The organism is Oceanobacillus sp. FSL W8-0428 (assembly GCF_038004405.1).
Lineage (GTDB): Bacteria > Bacillota > Bacilli > Bacillales > Amphibacillaceae > Oceanobacillus > Oceanobacillus sojae.
In genome coordinates this window covers 2,095,999-2,112,615 of record NZ_JBBORB010000001.1, presented here as the reverse complement: position 1 = coordinate 2,112,615, position 16,617 = coordinate 2,095,999, and the positions used below count along the sequence as shown (strand labels likewise).

General features: G+C 35.7%; 15 protein-coding genes and 2 pseudogenes. 3 read left to right on the top strand and 14 right to left on the bottom strand.

The features are described from left to right. The first annotated feature begins 26 nt into the window (after window positions 1-26). A complete protein-coding gene (gene fba, locus MKY30_RS09810) occupies window positions 27-884 on the top strand; it encodes a class II fructose-1,6-bisphosphate aldolase (protein WP_341083723.1) in 858 nt (285 codons plus the stop codon). Window positions 885-945: 61 nt separating this feature from the next. Then, window positions 946-1,956, top strand: coding sequence for an inositol 2-dehydrogenase (gene iolG / locus MKY30_RS09805; RefSeq protein WP_341083722.1), 1,011 nt, complete (start codon window positions 946-948; stop codon window positions 1,954-1,956). A 137-nt stretch (window positions 1,957-2,093) separates the two neighbouring features. Here the strand turns inward: iolG and MKY30_RS09800 are convergent. Together MKY30_RS09800 and MKY30_RS09795 are read right to left on the bottom strand one after the other, a co-directional pair. Continuing rightward, window positions 2,094-2,285, bottom strand: a pseudogene (locus tag MKY30_RS09800) (aldose 1-epimerase family protein); the annotation flags it as partial. Window positions 2,286-2,474: 189 nt separating this feature from the next. Further along, window positions 2,475-2,732 (bottom strand): hypothetical protein, encoded by a 258-nt coding sequence (locus MKY30_RS09795; protein ID WP_341083721.1) that lies wholly within the window; start codon window positions 2,730-2,732, stop codon window positions 2,475-2,477. A gap of 31 nt (window positions 2,733-2,763) precedes the next feature. Here MKY30_RS09795 and MKY30_RS09790 point away from each other — a divergent pair. Continuing rightward, a pseudogene (locus MKY30_RS09790) lies at window positions 2,764-3,087 on the top strand (IS66 family transposase); the annotation flags it as partial. A gap of 105 nt (window positions 3,088-3,192) precedes the next feature. Here MKY30_RS09790 and MKY30_RS09785 read toward each other — a convergent pair. The 12 genes from MKY30_RS09785 to MKY30_RS09735 form a co-directional block, all read right to left on the bottom strand. Beyond that, on the bottom strand, window positions 3,193-3,876 hold the full coding sequence (locus MKY30_RS09785; RefSeq protein WP_188857591.1) for an MgtC/SapB family protein: 684 nt from the start codon (window positions 3,874-3,876) through the stop codon (window positions 3,193-3,195). A 98-nt stretch (window positions 3,877-3,974) separates the two neighbouring features. Beyond that, window positions 3,975-5,102, bottom strand: a complete 1,128-nt coding sequence (locus MKY30_RS09780) for an ABC transporter ATP-binding protein (protein WP_188857588.1) — start codon at window positions 5,100-5,102, stop codon at window positions 3,975-3,977. Next, window positions 5,102-6,928, bottom strand: coding sequence for an ABC transporter permease (locus MKY30_RS09775; protein WP_188857585.1), 1,827 nt, complete (start codon window positions 6,926-6,928; stop codon window positions 5,102-5,104). The genes MKY30_RS09780 and MKY30_RS09775 overlap by 1 nt, the downstream gene beginning before the upstream one ends. 128 nt (window positions 6,929-7,056) lie before the next feature. Next, window positions 7,057-7,944, bottom strand: a complete 888-nt coding sequence (locus MKY30_RS09770; RefSeq protein WP_188857582.1) for a sugar phosphate isomerase/epimerase family protein — start codon at window positions 7,942-7,944, stop codon at window positions 7,057-7,059. 125 nt (window positions 7,945-8,069) lie between these two features. Then, on the bottom strand, window positions 8,070-9,239 hold the full coding sequence (locus MKY30_RS09765) for an ABC transporter substrate-binding protein (RefSeq protein WP_341083718.1): 1,170 nt from the start codon (window positions 9,237-9,239) through the stop codon (window positions 8,070-8,072). Between the two features lie 115 nt (window positions 9,240-9,354). Then, the gene (locus MKY30_RS09760) at window positions 9,355-10,167 is read right to left on the bottom strand and encodes a Cof-type HAD-IIB family hydrolase (RefSeq protein WP_188857577.1); all 813 of its coding nucleotides are present in this window, start codon (window positions 10,165-10,167) and stop codon (window positions 9,355-9,357) included. Window positions 10,168-10,182: 15 nt separating this feature from the next. Continuing rightward, on the bottom strand, window positions 10,183-11,181 hold the full coding sequence (locus tag MKY30_RS09755; RefSeq protein WP_341083716.1) for a LacI family DNA-binding transcriptional regulator: 999 nt from the start codon (window positions 11,179-11,181) through the stop codon (window positions 10,183-10,185). Window positions 11,182-11,363: 182 nt separating this feature from the next. Next, window positions 11,364-11,621 (bottom strand): hypothetical protein, encoded by a 258-nt coding sequence (locus tag MKY30_RS09750; RefSeq protein WP_341083714.1) that lies wholly within the window; start codon window positions 11,619-11,621, stop codon window positions 11,364-11,366. 161 nt (window positions 11,622-11,782) lie between these two features. Then, window positions 11,783-11,971: a helix-turn-helix domain-containing protein gene (locus tag MKY30_RS24130; protein ID WP_188857571.1), complete on the bottom strand. Its 189-nt coding sequence runs from the start codon at window positions 11,969-11,971 to the stop codon at window positions 11,783-11,785. Window positions 11,972-12,581: 610 nt separating this feature from the next. After that, window positions 12,582-13,907, bottom strand: coding sequence for a family 4 glycosyl hydrolase (locus tag MKY30_RS09745; protein ID WP_188857568.1), 1,326 nt, complete (start codon window positions 13,905-13,907; stop codon window positions 12,582-12,584). Between the two features lie 119 nt (window positions 13,908-14,026). Further along, complete coding sequence (locus tag MKY30_RS09740) at window positions 14,027-15,592, bottom strand: alpha-glucoside-specific PTS transporter subunit IIBC (RefSeq protein ID WP_188857566.1); 1,566 nt, start codon at window positions 15,590-15,592, stop codon at window positions 14,027-14,029. 42 nt (window positions 15,593-15,634) lie between these two features. After that, on the bottom strand, window positions 15,635-16,390 hold the full coding sequence (locus MKY30_RS09735) for a MurR/RpiR family transcriptional regulator (RefSeq protein ID WP_188857564.1): 756 nt from the start codon (window positions 16,388-16,390) through the stop codon (window positions 15,635-15,637). Window positions 16,391-16,617 lie beyond the last annotated feature (227 nt).

Genomic DNA, 16,617 nt, shown 5'->3' with positions numbered 1-16,617 from the left:
AATATAAAAAGAATGGAGGTGAAAGAATGACATTTGTATCATTAAAAGAGCTGATGCCTGAAGCAAAGAAAAACCATTATGCTCTCGGCCAATTTAACATCAATACGTTCCAATGGGCAGAGGCAGCATTGCGCGCAGCAGAAAAAGAAAAATCTCCTGTTATTTTAGCCTCCACGGATCGTATCGTGGACTACCTTGGCGGATTTAAATTGATTGCTGCCACTACCAAGAAAATGGTGGAAGAAATGGGAATTACCATACCTGTCGTTCTACACCTCGACCATGGATTATCCGTAGAACGTTGTAAAGAAGCTGTTGATGCAGGTTACAGCTCTGTCATGTATGATGGCTCGAAGCTGTCTCTGGAAGAAAATATTGCTAATACCAAAGAAGTCGTCGGCTATGCAAACAGACAACATGTCTCTGTGGAAGCAGAAATCGGTTCTGTTGGCGGTACAGAGGATGGCATCACTTCCGGCATTAAATATGCGGACCCAAACGAATGTTATCGGCTTGTAGAAGAAACCGGAGTAGACCTGCTTGCAGCTGCGCTTGGATCCGTTCACGGCGTTTACCAGGGTGAACCAAAGCTGGCATTTGATTTAATGCAGGAGATTTCTGATAACCTGAATGAAGTTGCACTGGCTTTGCATGGAGGGTCTGGTATTCCTGCCCACCAAATTGTAAAAGCAATTGAATACGGTCATGCCAAAATCAATGTAAATACCGAATGTAATCAGGCATGGACAAAAGCAGTAAGTAAATACCTGGAGCAGCACCCTGATTCACATAAAATCCCGGAAATCATGACAACAGGGATGAACGCAATCGAAAAAGTAGTAACAGAAAAAATGCATTTATTTGGTTCTTCCAATAAAGCATAAGTCCACATTATAAGAACAATTGTCGCTTCACATAGACAGTTATAGACTTGGAGGAATTATAATGACAAAAGTAGTTGTAGGAATCATCGGTGCCGGACGTATCGGACAGCTGCATGCTAAAAATATTCTGCTATCTGATAATTATCAGCTAAAAGCAATTTCTGATGTGTACACCGATCATTTGAAGGATATCGATTATTTAAAAGCTGTTCCTGTTATCACACAGAATGCGGATGATATTCTCAATGATCCGGAGATTGATGCCGTTTTTATCTGCTCAAGCACGGATACCCATATTGATTTTATTACAAAAGCAGCAAAGAACAACAAGCATATATTCTGCGAGAAGCCAATCAGCTTTGATATTGAAAAAACAAAGGAAACTTTGGAAGTAATCAAAGAAACAGGTGTAAAATTCCAAGTAGGTTTTAATCGCCGTTTCGATACACATTTCAGAAAAGCACATGATATTGTCCGCAATGGTGACATTGGTACACCACATGTTATTAAAATCACTTCCCGTGATCCGGAAGCTCCACCAGAAGAATATGTGAAACGCTCCGGCGGTCTATTTATCGATATGGCAATCCATGATTTCGATATGATTCGTTACTTATCCGGACAAGATGTAAAAAATATCACCGTAAAAGCATCTTCTCTGATAGATGATCGTTTTTCAAGCAATGATGATGTAGATACAGCCATTATCACCCTTACCTTTGCAGATGATTCACTGGGAGTGATCGATAACAGCCGCCAGGCAGTATATGGCTATGACCAGCGTATCGAAGTATTCGGCAATAACGGCATGGTCCAAGTAGAAAATCAGAAGCCAACCAATGTAAAAGTAAGCACAAATGCTGCGGTTACAGAGGATAAACCGATGTATTTCTTCCTTGAGCGTTATAATGAAGGATACATCGCTGAAATCCATGATTTTGCCCAATCTATTTTAGAAGATAAACCAATCGTGGCAAAATTCGAGGATGGTTTACAGGCTGAGCTGTTAGCAAAAGCGGCTAAGCTTTCCTGGCAGGAGAATCGGACGGTTGAATTGAGTGAGCTTCGCTAAATTGAAATAATGCTATTCTCATAGATAATATTTATTCCAACTATGAGAATTAAAAAAGCGTATGAACTTGGTTTTGCACAAGATCACACGCTTTTTTAGTGGGATTTTTATAAAACAGATACAGTTTAAGTAATTATTTAAACGTCATCGTATAATCCTGGATAAACATCTTTTAAACGTCCTTCTAAAGCTACTTCAAATGAAACATGCTCTGCTGAATGTGAGCTGAGTTCAAATTCAGCATCTCTTAATAATCCATGCTGAGACATGTCGTATGTTTTTCCGTCTAATTGATATTGGTCTCTTGTTAACCGTCCGGCAATCGGGAATAATACCGGTGAAACACGTCCCCACTTCTATTTGACAAATGACAATCAAGCTTCATTCCATATAAACGCCATCTTTGTCAAAACCAAACCTTTTTTTTAGATGAGGTAATTTATACTTCAAATTTTGTTATGAGATATGGTAGCAGCTTGCCGATTTGGACGTTCCCTTTATTATCTTTCATTTTTAATTCATATTACTATCTGCTTTTTTACTTCTGCAATCAATGAAGGATAGTTAACATTTGAATAATAAGTAACATCTATCTCATATAATTTCCCTAAAGCAAATTTCTCGTACCCTCTCGTCTTACAGCGATGAATAAATTCATTATAATTCAGCAAATTATCAGTTTCATTATTCTTAATAGTTGTTTTGTCTTTGTAGTATTCTTTTACAATATGGTCTAAGTGACGATTTGTAAACCCGTAAGCAAACAACGCATACAAAAATGAAGCACCTCCTGCTAAGATAAAAATATCAATTAACCTGGCCGATGGACTGCGTGCCTTTCTCTATGATGTTCGCATTGAAATGGATAATAATCAAGCCGAAAATGCGATTCGTCCAAGTGTGATCGGTCGAAAAAATTGGACGTTTTCCGTGAGCGAAGCTGGTGCCGAGGCTAATGCAATTTGTTTGAGCATGGCGGAAACAGCAAAAGCCAACGGTGTGGATTTCTATCAATATTTAGTGAAATTACGAACGAAACTACCAAACCTGGATATCCATCGAACGCTAGAAACTTTAAATCAGTACATGCCTTGGTCGAAGACAATCCAAGCAACATGTGCAAAAAAATAAAATAACCGTAAATATGTTTAAAACATCTCAGATTCACGGTTATTTGGCATTTCTATTTTTAATTTTAGTTGCTTCTATTATAAAATTCCTTAGTTCGGGCTTACTTTATACAGTCTCTACCTCAATTTTATTCACATTTGATATGTCATGAATAAGAGAATAAATATCATTAGGACTAATATTTTTTAAAATATCCAATCTTAATTGTAATAAACTTTCTCCGTCATCTAAGTCCTTAATTTTAACTTTTTTGACTATTACATTTTGTAAACCAAGTTGCCTAATTACTTCGTGGAATACTGCATTTTCACTAGTTGAAATACTTACCCTAATACTCTGAGTCTTATATCTGACTGGTCCCAATTTCTTTATTAGGTATGGCAATATATCGACACCAAATAAAATGATAACAGCTCCAACGATAGATTCCCAGTAAAAACCTGCACCTACACTGATACCTAATCCTGCTGCTCCCCAAATTATCGCAGCTGTTGTAATTCCAGATATGATGTTATCTCCTCTTTTTAAAATCACACCTGCACCAATAAAACCAATCCCACTTACTATCTGTGCTGCCAGTCGCATTGGATCTGTACGCATAAAATGTGAAGATTGACCATATTCAATAGCAGCTTCAATTGAAATAACTGTTAATAAACTACTTGATACACAGATAACTATACACGTTTTTATACCAAGTGGTTTATTTTTAAGTTCTCGTTCTAATCCAATAATTAATCCTAACAATGCTGCCAGAACTAATCTAAGCAAGCTTGATTGTATATCCATTCACTTCTCTCCTAAAAAACTTAATAACAAGATAACAATGGCTATAGATGGAGAAGAACTTTTATTTTTTATCAGCCATATCGCACCCCTAAAATGTATTAAGCAAATTGAGCTTTTTTTGTTTGCTCCTCTACTTCTTTAGCAATAAGTTTACCAGTCTTGTTGTCATAAACATTTATCTTATTGAAAGAAAATGTAATCCATACCTTGCTATCAAGAGGATAATTAACTTCACCTATTTCTTTCGCTGTTAATAACTGATCTCCGATTCTTAATTGTATCAATGTTTCAGAACCAGCAGGTAACACGGAATATACTTGAGCTTCCACCCCATTCCCAATTGGTTCTGAATATATTTTGATATCTTCTGGTTTAACCGATAAAGTAATATTATCAGACACGTTCTCGTCTCCATCCGCAAAGAAGTCTCCCAATATAGAATTAATTATTAATTGATTATTTTTATAACTACATGTTTCTTCAATTAAATTAATAGTTGGATTCCCAATAAATTTTGCTACCCGTAAATCGTTAGGAGCCCGATATAATTTTTGCGGAGTATCGCTCTGTACTATTTCCCCATCAAAAAATACTGAAATTCTAGTAGATAGCGTAAGTGCTTCTTCCTGATCATGCGTAACATACACAATGGTTGTTTTTAAATCCCGATGCAATCTTTTTAATTCTGTACGCATTTCGATTCGTAACTTTGCATCCAAATTCGATAATGGTTCATCCAGTAATAAAACTTTGGGTTCGGTAACAATTGCACGTGCTATCGCAACGCGCTGCTGCTGTCCACCAGATAATTCAGAAGGATATCGATTCATCAAATTTTTTATTTGCATACGTTGTAATGAATCTTCTACTTTCAATCTAATTTCTGCTTTCTTCATCTTTTTTTGCTCTAGTCCGAATGATACATTCTCAAAAACGGTCATATGAGGCCATAATGCATAACTTTGAAAAACTAAATTCAATCCTCTTTTAGAAGGAGGTGTATAGAACTTATCTTCTCCATTTACAATATTTTTCCCTCCAATCGTTAATAAACCTATTTCAGGATCTTCGAGACCAGAAATAATTCTTAATGTGGTAGTTTTTCCACACCCAGACGGCCCTAATAATGTCATAAATTCTCCATCTTCAATTTTCAGGTTTACATTTTTTAGCACATGATTCTTATCAAAATATTTATTAACATTAGCTAATTCTATTCCACTCATTATTTACCTCCTCCTATACCTTTTGAAATATCAGTCTTACCAAAAATGGTTGTTACCAAATAAACGACAACGATAATAAAGATAATGATAGCAACACTGGCATTGGCTATTTGCGGATACCCTTGTTCTTGTAATCCAAATGTAGCAGCAGTCAATGTATTAGTGGAAGGCGTTACCAGCATAATGATTAGATCTAGCTCCTTCATAGCACTAATAAATACGATAATAAAACCTGTGAATAATCCACTCTTACTTAGTGGCAGCATAATTCTAAAAAATCGTTTAAACCATGATGCTCCTGATACTTTTGCCGCTTCTTCCAATTCTCCGCCAATTTGTATCATCGTGCTCGTTCCAGCTCTTGTAGCAAATGGCAATTCCTTGACAACTGTAATTAATATAAGAATTGTCAATGTTCCATATAATACAGGTAAGAAAAGAATTTTTGTCGTAGACATGGATAAATATATTGCAGAAAGAGCAATTCCAGGTATTAAATAGGGCAAAAATGATAATTGATCAATCAATTTAGATGAAAACATCTTTCTGCTTCGCGTCACAATATATCCTATAATCAATCCTGCCATTGCAGCTAATACTGAGGCTGTAAGTGCAATAATTACAGAGTTTTTCAAAGCAGATAAGATCGTACTATTTTTAAAGACACCGCTATAACCATTAGCAATATCCGGATTAGAATCACCAATCCAATAATGTAGTGTCATATTACTTAAACTATAATCTCCATCTTTCAACATCAATGTTTGCCACAATAATAAAACAACCGGTAAAACGCTTACAATAAATACAAAGCCAACTGCACCTGTCATAGCAAATTTTTTCCACTTACCTAATGTAATAAGTTTTGCTTTTGAGTCTTTTCCTCCAATTGTTTCATAATTCTTTTTACTAATCATCTTCTGATTAAAGTAGATAATCAAGGCTGCAAGTACTATTAGAATAATACTTAGAATATACCCTTCCGTGGGTCGGCCACTTCCTATACTGCTGTAAATCATTGTCGACATTGTATAATATCGAACTGGCAGTCCAAGAAATGCAGGTACACCAAAAGAGCCGAGACTTTTTGAAATAATTAATATAAATGCTGATAGAATAGCTGGTAAAACTAAAGGAAAAGTAATTCGTTTCATAGTTTGAAGCTTACTTGCTCCAAGTATATTAGCAGACTCCTCCAAGCTACTGCTGATTGTTGAAAGTGCTGCGCCAACTAATAAATATGAAAATACATAATAGTGAGATGTTAAAGTCAATACAATAGGTACAAATCCATACGATAACCAGTCAGGAGGACCAACACTAAACAAATATTGAATAAGGCCTGGGCTCCCGCCAACTCGATCATTTTTAAATATGATTAACCATACAAAAGCTTTAAACCAAGAAGGAAACATGTAAGGAAGAATCATCATAAATCCCAATGTTTTCTTGAATGGGATATCCGTTCTGGTTACCAACCAAGCCAAAACTGCTCCTAAAGTCAGAGCTAATACAGAAACAGAAGCTCCTATTGCTAATGTATTTGCCATAGGCTGGTACAGTAAAGAGGATGAAATTTCCCCTGTTATTGTTGTAATCCAATGATATAAAGTAAATTCTCCTGGTACAGCGCTAGGAATAAAATCTCTTGCACTCCATTGAAACGTATTAATCGCAATCTTTATTAAAGGATATACAATTGCAATTGAAAGTAAAGCAATGATTAAAAAACTTATAATATAAACTGGGTTAGTAAAGAAATTTCTTAATAAATTTTTTATTTTATTAGAACTCTTCCTTCCATTTTGCTCTGAGTTTTCACTCATTAGATAACCTCCTATAATGTTGAGACTTTCTATTTGAGAGCTTTTCGTATTACGAAAATGGCTACATTGATTGCTATGATAATATTTCTGACTTGCCAAAGACGTCTTCCCTAAACCCTCTATTTAGATTAAGTAATTACAGCTTCTCTCAATCTTTTAATTGTATTTGAAATCTGTTTTTGCACTGTTACTTCCTGGTCCCATCTTGACAGAGTGAGTTCTAAATTATAAGTATTATTGTAACCAGTTTTTCTTAAAGCAGAAATATAGGTTTCTAAAGGTAAACTTTCCTTTTGAGTCAAGGGAAAATGAGTAATGCCTTTTTCATTTAACCCATGAATATGTGTGTGGTAAACTTTTTCTATAAAATTTGAATCAGGAAGTTGATTGATTGTCTCATTTGGTAAATCAGATATATTGGCTTCTTTTAATAGATTGGAATAATAATGTCCCATGTCCCAGCAAATTCCTAAATGGCGATTATTGATTTGATTTACCATCTTCATTACACCATCTATTGAATCTCCCGGGTCAACCTTACTGGATTTTGCCCGGTTATTTTCTAACGCAATATATAATGGAATTCCTTCTCTTTCAATAAGATTAATCCAATTCCCAAACTCTTCAACAGTTTGTTCACTTAACTCTGCTCTATCCTCATTATCAGATATTGCCTGATATGCGTGTATAGGCATTACCAATTTTTCTTGATATTTTTCAAAATGTGCTAAAATATAATCCATAGATGGATACAGTTCACGAAAATTATGATAAGTTAAAGGTCCGGAAATATCACCATGTATTGTAATTTCCATACCAAGATCCCAAATTAATTGGATTGCATTTTGATAATTTTCTTCGTCCTCTCTTCTCAATATGCGAATTTCAATAGATTCTATACCTTCTTCTTTTAAATTATTCAGAAATTTTTTTAGGCTATCATGATTTCCTAGTAGTATATTTTGGTGAAACTCGTCAGTTAAAGCTGGGTTTTCTATTGAAAATCCTAAAGTCATATACTTCACTCCATTTCTTAGAATGTATTGCCGTAATTCATTATCATTAATAATTAGATAGTCTATATGGCATCAATCATGGATCGGTAAGCGCAGCATAATTAGTACTGAACTTACCGAATTTTTTATAATGTTTGGATTAGAAAGTCCCTAAGTTCATTTACATTTTGATAATAATAGTCAACATCTTCTTCCCAAAGATCTAATTGTTCTAATCCTGGTACAACAAAATCTTGCTCGATATCCTCTCTAGTAGAGAAAGTACCTGGATTATTAAATGGTGTAAAGCCTGCTCCTGTTCCATCATCTCCACCTGCTATCCACTGAATAAAAAGCTTAGCAGAATTTACATTAGGAGTACCGTCAATAATAAAAGCTGATGTTGTACCCGGAACGGATACTTTCGGTGTAATATCGTGAACCATCTGTATTGGTAAACCATCACTTTCTACATCACGCAGTTTAACCGACGACGCAATAACTATAGGTGGCTCAGAGCTTGTGGAACTGGCTACCGCATCTACAGAATCTCCCATTGAACTCATTAAGACCACATCATTATCTAATAACCGTTTAACAAATTCATAACCAGCATTCTCTGTTCCATTTAACTCAAGCTTTTCGCCAAAAGTCTCTTCATAATCAGCTTCCATTTCATCCGAATGTTGAATCATTGTTAAAAATAGATCCTGGATATCGGCAGCCTCTAATGGATTTTTCATGGTAACTCTGCCTTGCCATTCCGGAGTGGTCAAATCCCACCATGATTCAATAGGAGGATTATCATTTGCATCCGAGTTATACATAACTGTAATAACCTCCGTAATAATTGGAAGTCCCTTATATTGGTCATAAGGACTGATTAAATTATCAGCAATATGATTCGGGTGATAACTGTGAAGCATATGGTTATCTAATAATTCATTTTTCCAAAAACCATTCGAATCTTTACCTACTACCACGTCAGCCCCTTGAACATCTCCTTCATTTTCAAGCCTTATTTTCTCCAACATATCTACTGAACTAACCTTTGTAACCGATACGTTGATATCTGGGTATTCTTCTTTAAAACTATTTACTGTTTGTTCAGTTGCAGAAGATTGAGCATATACGACTAATTCTCCCTCTTCTTTTGCTTTTTCGTATAAATCATCCATTGATTCTTCAGCATCTAAATTTGCGTTTTCTTTCCAAGCCCCTTGAGCATTTGAACTCTCATTATCCCCACCACAAGCTCCCAATACAGTCAACAAAAACACGCCTATCATTACTAAAAAAATATTTTTACTCTTCATTCATAAACCTCCTCTTTTTCTTTTTAGATATGGTTGGCTTGAAACAGCTTAAATTATTTTTGTCAAAGGGATTTAATATTTCCCAGCTATCCTTTCTCTTCAATAAGGGTAGCGCTTACATTTTTTCAACAGGTAAAATATGATTGTGAATAATATCAGCTATAGCATGTTTATTATGATGTACACAGCTAAAAAAGTGATTTTTCACTAACAATTTATGACTATTTTCTACAAAAAATCCTTTATCAGCTATTTCCAACATAGGCAAATCATTTAAATTATCGCCCACACAAATGGTATTAACTTTTTCTATTCCAATCATGAAACGAAGTCTCTTTAGAGCAGCTCCTTTAGATATCCCAATTGGCAGAATTTCAAGATAATTTCTTTCGGAGTATACTAATTCACATGAATGTTCTACTTCTATTACCTTTGTTTCAAATTTCTTTAAAATTTCTGGTTCAGCTATTAGCATTATTTTTATAATATGATTTTTTAACTGTCTCTCGGAAAAAAGCTGACAAGTAACTTTTTCTTTTTCCTCATATTTTTCAACAATATGATTTCTTTTAATTGTATAGACTTCATCACCCTGGTAGATTAAAACAGCTACATTATCAAATTTACTTAAGGAATTAATCGTTCTTAGGACGTTCCCTGGTGAAGTTAAATGTTTTTCAACTATCCTTTTTTTATTAATAGGATCATAAATAATTGCACCGTTATATAATATTACTGGTATATTAATTCCAAGTTGTTCTATATATGGAATAGCAGCTTTTTCCATTCGCCCGGTAGCTATAGTAAATATGCCACCATTCTCTTTGAAAGTAGAAATGGCTTCCAGATTTTCAGCGCTTATTTGCTGTTTAGAATCTAATAATGTCCCATCTAAATCTGAAACCAATAAGTTTTTTGCATTGCTCATAACATTCCTCCCTCCTCAGCATGTTTTCCGTTCTATTAAATTAGTTTCTAAAATAATAGAATCTTTATTCTCTTCCTCATTAATTATTCGTAACAATAGTTCAGCTGCTAATTGCCCCATTTGTTTTCTTGGCTGAGCAATAGTAGTTAACTGAAAAGAATACAGTTCTGACATTTCTAAGTTATCAAAACCAATAACAGCCATTTGCTCAGGTACATTTATTTGTTCCATTTTAAGCCATTCTAAAGCACCTATTCCTATTAAATCATTGCTGGCAAATACTGCTGTTATGTCAGGACTTTCACGATATAACGCCTCCATGGCAAAGCTTCCGGATTCAATAGTTCGCCCCGCAGTCTTTTGGTTTCTTGCGCTGACTTTTAGTTGATGTTTTTTCATTGTGTCTAAATAACCGCGAAGTCGTTCATTGCTTGTAAATGAATCTGAGGCCATTCCTAAAAAACCGATATTGGTATGTCCCTTAGAAATAAGATGGTTTATTGCTTTGCAAGCTCCCCCATAATGGTCCACATCTATAAATGGAATGTCTAACAGTGCTGGAGTTCTTCTACGGAGCAATACCCTGGGTATTTCTAATTTTTCTAATGTAGAAATAGATTCTTGATCCAAAATATTTGGTGTAAGAATAACTCCATCCACCTTACGATCAAGTATACTTTCCAAGAATTGCTTTTCCTTAAGCGAATCTCGACTTGTATTTCCGTATATCACTTGATACCCGTTATTGGACAAAGTTTGTTCCACACCAACTGCAATGCTCGAAAAAAATGGATCAGCGATATCTGGAACCATTAATCCAATAGTGTATGTTTTTTTATGAATTAAACTTCTAGCCACACTATTAGGACGGTAGTTTAATTTTTCTACTGCTTGTAATACATTTTCACGAGTAGTTTGATTAACATCATGATGATTATTTAAAGCTCGAGAAACTGTAGAAACAGAAATATTTAAGTATTTTGCAAGATCTTTTATGGTAGTTATTGTAAGCACCCTTTCTGGGAACGTTCCCGGTAACGTTATCGGTAATATTACCACTGAGAACTTTAGTTGTCAATAGTATTTTTTGAAGATTATATATTTTTAACTTGCACCTTAATTGCAATATTAAAATGCAACACTGTATGTGAAACCACTATATAAGGTTTTTTATGTCAATTTGTTGATTGTGTGGACTAGGCCACACAATCAACAAATTGCGCAAAATAAACATCTATTCCCATTTCTTTTCCTTGTGCGCTAAGTTTACTAAATTCGGATCCGTTATCAGCTGTGATGCTTATAAATGTCTGTTGAACGTTTGGGTATTCCTGAAATATACCTTCTAAAGCTTCCCTTACTGCTGGTGCGTTCTTACCTGGTATGCGTTCGACAATGATTATATAGGGTTTTCGTGCAAGGAACGGAATCGAATGTATTTTGTTTTTTTGCATAGCCCACCACCGCGTCGGGTGACCAGTTGTCTTTCAATATTTTCTCCTCAGCGAATAACATAAATTCCCATGAAGCCATCAAGATAGTCGGAGCACCACCGTTTCTTCTGTTCTCCTCATAAACACGTGCACCAGCGTCAGGAAAGTATTTCTGGTAGGGTTTACGATTGGTATCGATTTGTTCGACTGTGCCCCGTTTTAATTCTCGGGATACTGTAATCGCGTCCAATTTTCTCTCCAATTTCTCTAAAAGACAAACCTTGCCCCCTGTATGCAGCTATTTGTCCTCTTTCAATATCAGTTAAATGTGTAAAGCTTCGTTTTTTCGTGTTAGAATGAGAGTGAGTCATCGTGATTTACCTCTGTATGTTTATGGTTTTGGACAACTTTAACTATACGTGGTTTCACGATGGCTTTCTATTTTTTAGCTGCTGCATTTCATTTTACAATGAAGTCTAAATCAAGGAAGAGGATAAATATTTATAATTTAATGCCTATCTTTTGTATTATGGAGACAATATTCCGTTTAGTCACCGGTATTATAATCCCTTTATAAAGGGAAACCTTCATACAAACTTGATAAATTTAAGGGTGAGATAAAAAAAGCGCATGAACTTGATTTGCACAAGTTCACACGTTTTTTATTACGTGAATATTTTTATATACAACAGATAAAGTTTAAGTAATTATTTAAACGTCATCGTATAATCCTTCTGGAATACCTCACCGGCTTCTAACCGATTGACTCCAAACTTCTCTTTAAAATCTTCCGTCGTATCATGCAATCCGCAATACCGCACCAAGGCTCGATACGATCGATATAACTGTATATCTGTTTCTGGGCTAGTATTTGTTCTTATTCTTAAAGGAGAATCAGAAGTTCTCGGCGAGAGAATATTTACCGATTGCTTCTGGTTTACTTTAAATATATTTCTAAACTATTATTTTTGATAAGTTAACCTATTGAAGTTCAGGCCAATAATCTTTATTTGCTACCATCATGTCATCAAGGACTTGTTTAGCTGCTCGCGCAGATGGTACGGTTTGATTTAAGGTAAATGCTTGTAAGGCTTTGTCATAGGAATGCTCAAAAAATGCATCTACAAGCAGTTTTTCTGCTGCAACTTGTGCTTCCATCATTCCTTTATGAAAGTCATTGATGGGATGTAAAGCAAGCTGTTCTACACCAGTTGCGCCGATATATGCAGGAACTTCTACAACCGCATCTTCTCTCAAATTTGGGATCGATCCTTTATTAGGTGTGATAACCATAAAACGTTTCGGTTCATCATTTAAAATAGCCACAGCTATATCTACAATATAGTTACCATGTTCACCAAAATTAAAATGCAGAATATCTTCTGTTTCTCCATTTCTGATTTGTTCTGCCATTTTGCGTGTATTTGCTTCACGGCCCTCCATTACCATATTGGCTCTAGTGAAGTTTTTATCATCATTTTCAACCATGACATCAGAGAACCAGTAATACTCTAAATAATTATTAGGCAGTGCTTCAGGGAAATACTTTACCATGGCTGACATCAATTGATATGTCTTCGCCCAGTATTGATCTCCTTCATTAAATTCGGCGACGTCCATATTGACTTGGCGCAGCTTGTCAATAATCTCAGGCATAACATCCCGTTTTAAAGACGTATCATAAATTTTGCTATACCAGCCATAATGATTTAGGCCATAATAAGTTGGGATCCAGTTTTTCCTGTTGTAGCCAAAGTTAGATGCAATGGTCTCTTCCAGAGATATGGTCATATCACAAACGTTTATCATATTGGCATCAGGATATTTTCTCCGTATCGCTTCGGAAATGATAGATTCTGGGTTCGTGTAGTTAAGGATCCAGGCATTTGGAGCATATTGTTGTACATATCCTACTATCTCCAATATTCCGCTAATTGAGCGTAAACCGTATGCAAAACCGCCCAGTCCGCATGTTTCCTGGCCTACCAAATCGTATTTTAACGGGATTTTTTCGTCCAGCTCCCGCATAGCAAGACCGCCGACACGGATTTGAGAGAAAACAAAGTCCACATTTGTGAATGCTTCTTCTGGTTTTTCTGTTACAATCAACTTCATATCTTGTCTGTCCTTATCAATCAATAACTGATTGATGATCAACTTCATATCTTCATTTCTTTTTTGGTCGATATCATATAACCGTATCTCTGTAATAGGAAATTTACTGCTATTACTTAGTAGCGCAGAAATAATACCTGGGGTGTAGGTACTCCCGCCGCCGGCAATGGTTATGATTAAATTATCCTTCATTCTTACTCCTCCAGTACATGATTAAACTTTTTAATTTAGAAATTGTTTCATCGAAATATCAGATAGAAATCTCTTCTTTGGCAATGTTTTGTTTTTCATATTTTAAAAAGCATTTATCGTTATTCTGTTTCTTTTCCGAGATAATTATCTACATCCTCTTTGAGATTCTGCACAGATAGTCCGATGATCACTTGAATAGCATTCCCGTTTTTAACCACACCTGATGCTCCAAGACTTCTAAAGTGCTCATCAGAAGCTATTTTTTCAGGATCTGTGACTAGCACCCTTAATCGGGTAGCACAATTTGTTACATGCTCGATATTTTCATTTCCACCTAGAAGGTCAACATATTCGCCAGCTAGATTCTTTTCTGTGGATTCTGCTGATTTCTTCTCTTTATAGTCCTCTTTCCCATAAAGTTTGACTTCTTCGTCCATACGTCCTGGTGTTTTAATATTGAATTTCAAAATCATAAAACGGAATACAAAGAAGTAGATAAAGAAAAAGACGACACCAATGGCGATTTGAATCAAATAGGTCATCCAGTGATTGTTAAATAACGGTATCCAGTTCATGGACATGAATTCCAGTAATCCGCCGCCGAAATTTCCTGTGACGCCAAATATATACATCGTTGTAGCCAGAAAAGCATCTAGAACAGCTTTTACAGCAAATAGCAATGGTGCAACAAAAATATACGTAAATTCAAGCGGTTCGGTAATCCCTGCCAAAACAGCCGTTATGGTTGCGGGTATTAATAACCCCGCGACAACTTTTCTTTTCCCTTTTTGCGCTGTTACATAGATAGCTAAAGCGGCAGCTGGCAAGCCAAATATATTGGAATTACCCTGCATGGCGAATCCGCCTTCTGGGAATAATTCTTTCAACGAAGCAGTAGATTGAGCGAAATCACCCATATTTGCTGCCCAGTTGGCATAGGTCCCGCCATCAATAATGGCTGGGCCAAATTGAAATGGTCCATAAATAAAATGGTGTAACCCTGTCGGTAATAAAATTTTTTCTAAAAAGATATAGAGCCATACACCGAAGTTACCCGCGTTAGCCAAAAAGCCTTGAAGGGATGCAATCCCTATTTGAATATAAGGCCAAAGCCAAGCAGTCAAGAAAGCAACTGGCAACATGGCAAAGAAACCGATAATCACTACAAATGCAGACCCTTGAAAAATACCAAGATAGTCTGGAAGTTTCGTATCATAGTATTTATTGTGCAAATATACCGCAATAGCGGATATAATAATTGCTCCAAGAATACTGGTATCTAATGTTTTAATCCCTGCAATCTCAGCTAAGCCGCTGACACCGCCTGGCTCTTGGCTGAAATCAACATTAAAAAACCCAGGAAAGCTTGTTAACATGGCGTTGATGAAATAATTAAAAGTCAGAAAAATGATAATTGTTTCCATCAACGCTCTGCCATTTGCTTTAGCAGCCAATGCTACCGGAATGCCCATTGCAAAAATGAGGGGCATTTGATTAAACACTGTCCAGGCACCTTCTTCAATGATGAACCAAATCTTAGACCATACAGTGCCTTCTTCTGCAAGACTGCCCATAATAAGAGGGTCATTAAAAAGTGTGGAAAAGCCTATGACGATTCCTGAAAATGCGAAAAATAAAACCGGAACAAACATAGCGCTTCCAAACCGTTGAAATTTCTGCATCATCTGTATTTCCCCCTAACCTAAAGTAATAACAGATAAAAGTCGTTACTTTTTCTGTTCCAAGTAATCTAAATATGACCGGAATAGCGCCTCAACCATAACGAAAAAAGTAGAAAATGTTGTAATTTCTAAAGCAAGATGGCTTTTTTGCGGATGAGCAAACGCATACATTCTTAAATCAGTTAATTGAGCAAGCCTGTTATTCTTTAGATCCGTAATCGACATCAATGGAATCTTTTTAGCAGCAATTCGCTGTGCAAAAGGAAGCATGGTAGTCGTATTACCTGAAAGTGAAATAATAATTATTAAATCATTCTCGGTTAAATCGTCCATTAAAACATGAAAGTTCATCTCGTCATCAATCACATGGACATATTTATTGAGTATCCAAAAATACCTTTTCAGTTCATTTGCACACAATTTTTGTTCTGTTCCTGTCCCGTATACAAATAAACGATTAGACGATTCGATTGCTTTGCATATTTCCTCAAAGTTCCAATGCTGCAGCTGCTCAATATTCATTTGAATATCGGTGATGAGGCTTTTTTTATAAGACTTTTCCGGCGTCTCCTTTTTTTCCTGCCACTTTATTGCATATTTCATTTCACTAAAACCGGCGAATCCAATCTTCTTAACAAATCTGGATACTGTTGATTTTGACGAATGACACGCATCAGCCAATTCCCTGATGGTCATCTTCTCCACAGCTCCACGATGCTTCAGAATATAGGAAGCTATCGACTTATCTGTGGCATTAAACGTTTCGTAATATTGGTTAACTGCTTCTTCTATTAAATCCATCCTTATCACCCCTGTAAATATTCCTTTACAAGGAGTATAATTTACAAATCTGTATAAAAGCAATCACCCCACTATCTATAAAATTTTTCATACCGGTAATGAAAAGGTTTTCATCTGATTTTTATTTTAAATGTATATTTCAAGAACAACAACAGGTTGAAGCGATTATGGATGCTTTCACTCATACTGACACATGGATTCATTTTCTGAGATATGTCCCAAGAAGG

Excerpts from the sequence above, each read along its gene's own strand:
- MKY30_RS09780 (WP_188857588.1), bottom strand. The coding sequence starts at position 5,102 with ATGAGTGGAATAGAATTAGCTAATGTTAATAAATATTTTGATAAGAAT.
- MKY30_RS09740 (WP_188857566.1), bottom strand. The coding sequence starts at position 15,592 with ATGATGCAGAAATTTCAACGGTTTGGAAGCGCTATGTTTGTTCCGGTT.
- MKY30_RS24130 (WP_188857571.1), bottom strand. The coding sequence starts at position 11,971 with ATGACTCACTCTCATTCTAACACGAAAAAACGAAGCTTTACACATTTA.
- MKY30_RS09765 (WP_341083718.1), bottom strand. The coding sequence starts at position 9,239 with ATGAAGAGTAAAAATATTTTTTTAGTAATGATAGGCGTGTTTTTGTTG.
- fba (WP_341083723.1), top strand. The coding sequence starts at position 27 with ATGACATTTGTATCATTAAAAGAGCTGATGCCTGAAGCAAAGAAAAAC.
- MKY30_RS09745 (WP_188857568.1), bottom strand. The coding sequence starts at position 13,907 with ATGAAGGATAATTTAATCATAACCATTGCCGGCGGCGGGAGTACCTAC.
- MKY30_RS09735 (WP_188857564.1), bottom strand. The coding sequence starts at position 16,390 with ATGGATTTAATAGAAGAAGCAGTTAACCAATATTACGAAACGTTTAAT.
- iolG (WP_341083722.1), top strand. The coding sequence starts at position 946 with ATGACAAAAGTAGTTGTAGGAATCATCGGTGCCGGACGTATCGGACAG.
- MKY30_RS09760 (WP_188857577.1), bottom strand. The coding sequence starts at position 10,167 with ATGAGCAATGCAAAAAACTTATTGGTTTCAGATTTAGATGGGACATTA.
- MKY30_RS09750 (WP_341083714.1), bottom strand. The coding sequence starts at position 11,621 with ATGCAAAAAAACAAAATACATTCGATTCCGTTCCTTGCACGAAAACCC.
- MKY30_RS09775 (WP_188857585.1), bottom strand. The coding sequence starts at position 6,928 with ATGAGTGAAAACTCAGAGCAAAATGGAAGGAAGAGTTCTAATAAAATA.
- MKY30_RS09770 (WP_188857582.1), bottom strand. The coding sequence starts at position 7,944 with ATGACTTTAGGATTTTCAATAGAAAACCCAGCTTTAACTGACGAGTTT.
- MKY30_RS09785 (WP_188857591.1), bottom strand. The coding sequence starts at position 3,876 with ATGGATATACAATCAAGCTTGCTTAGATTAGTTCTGGCAGCATTGTTA.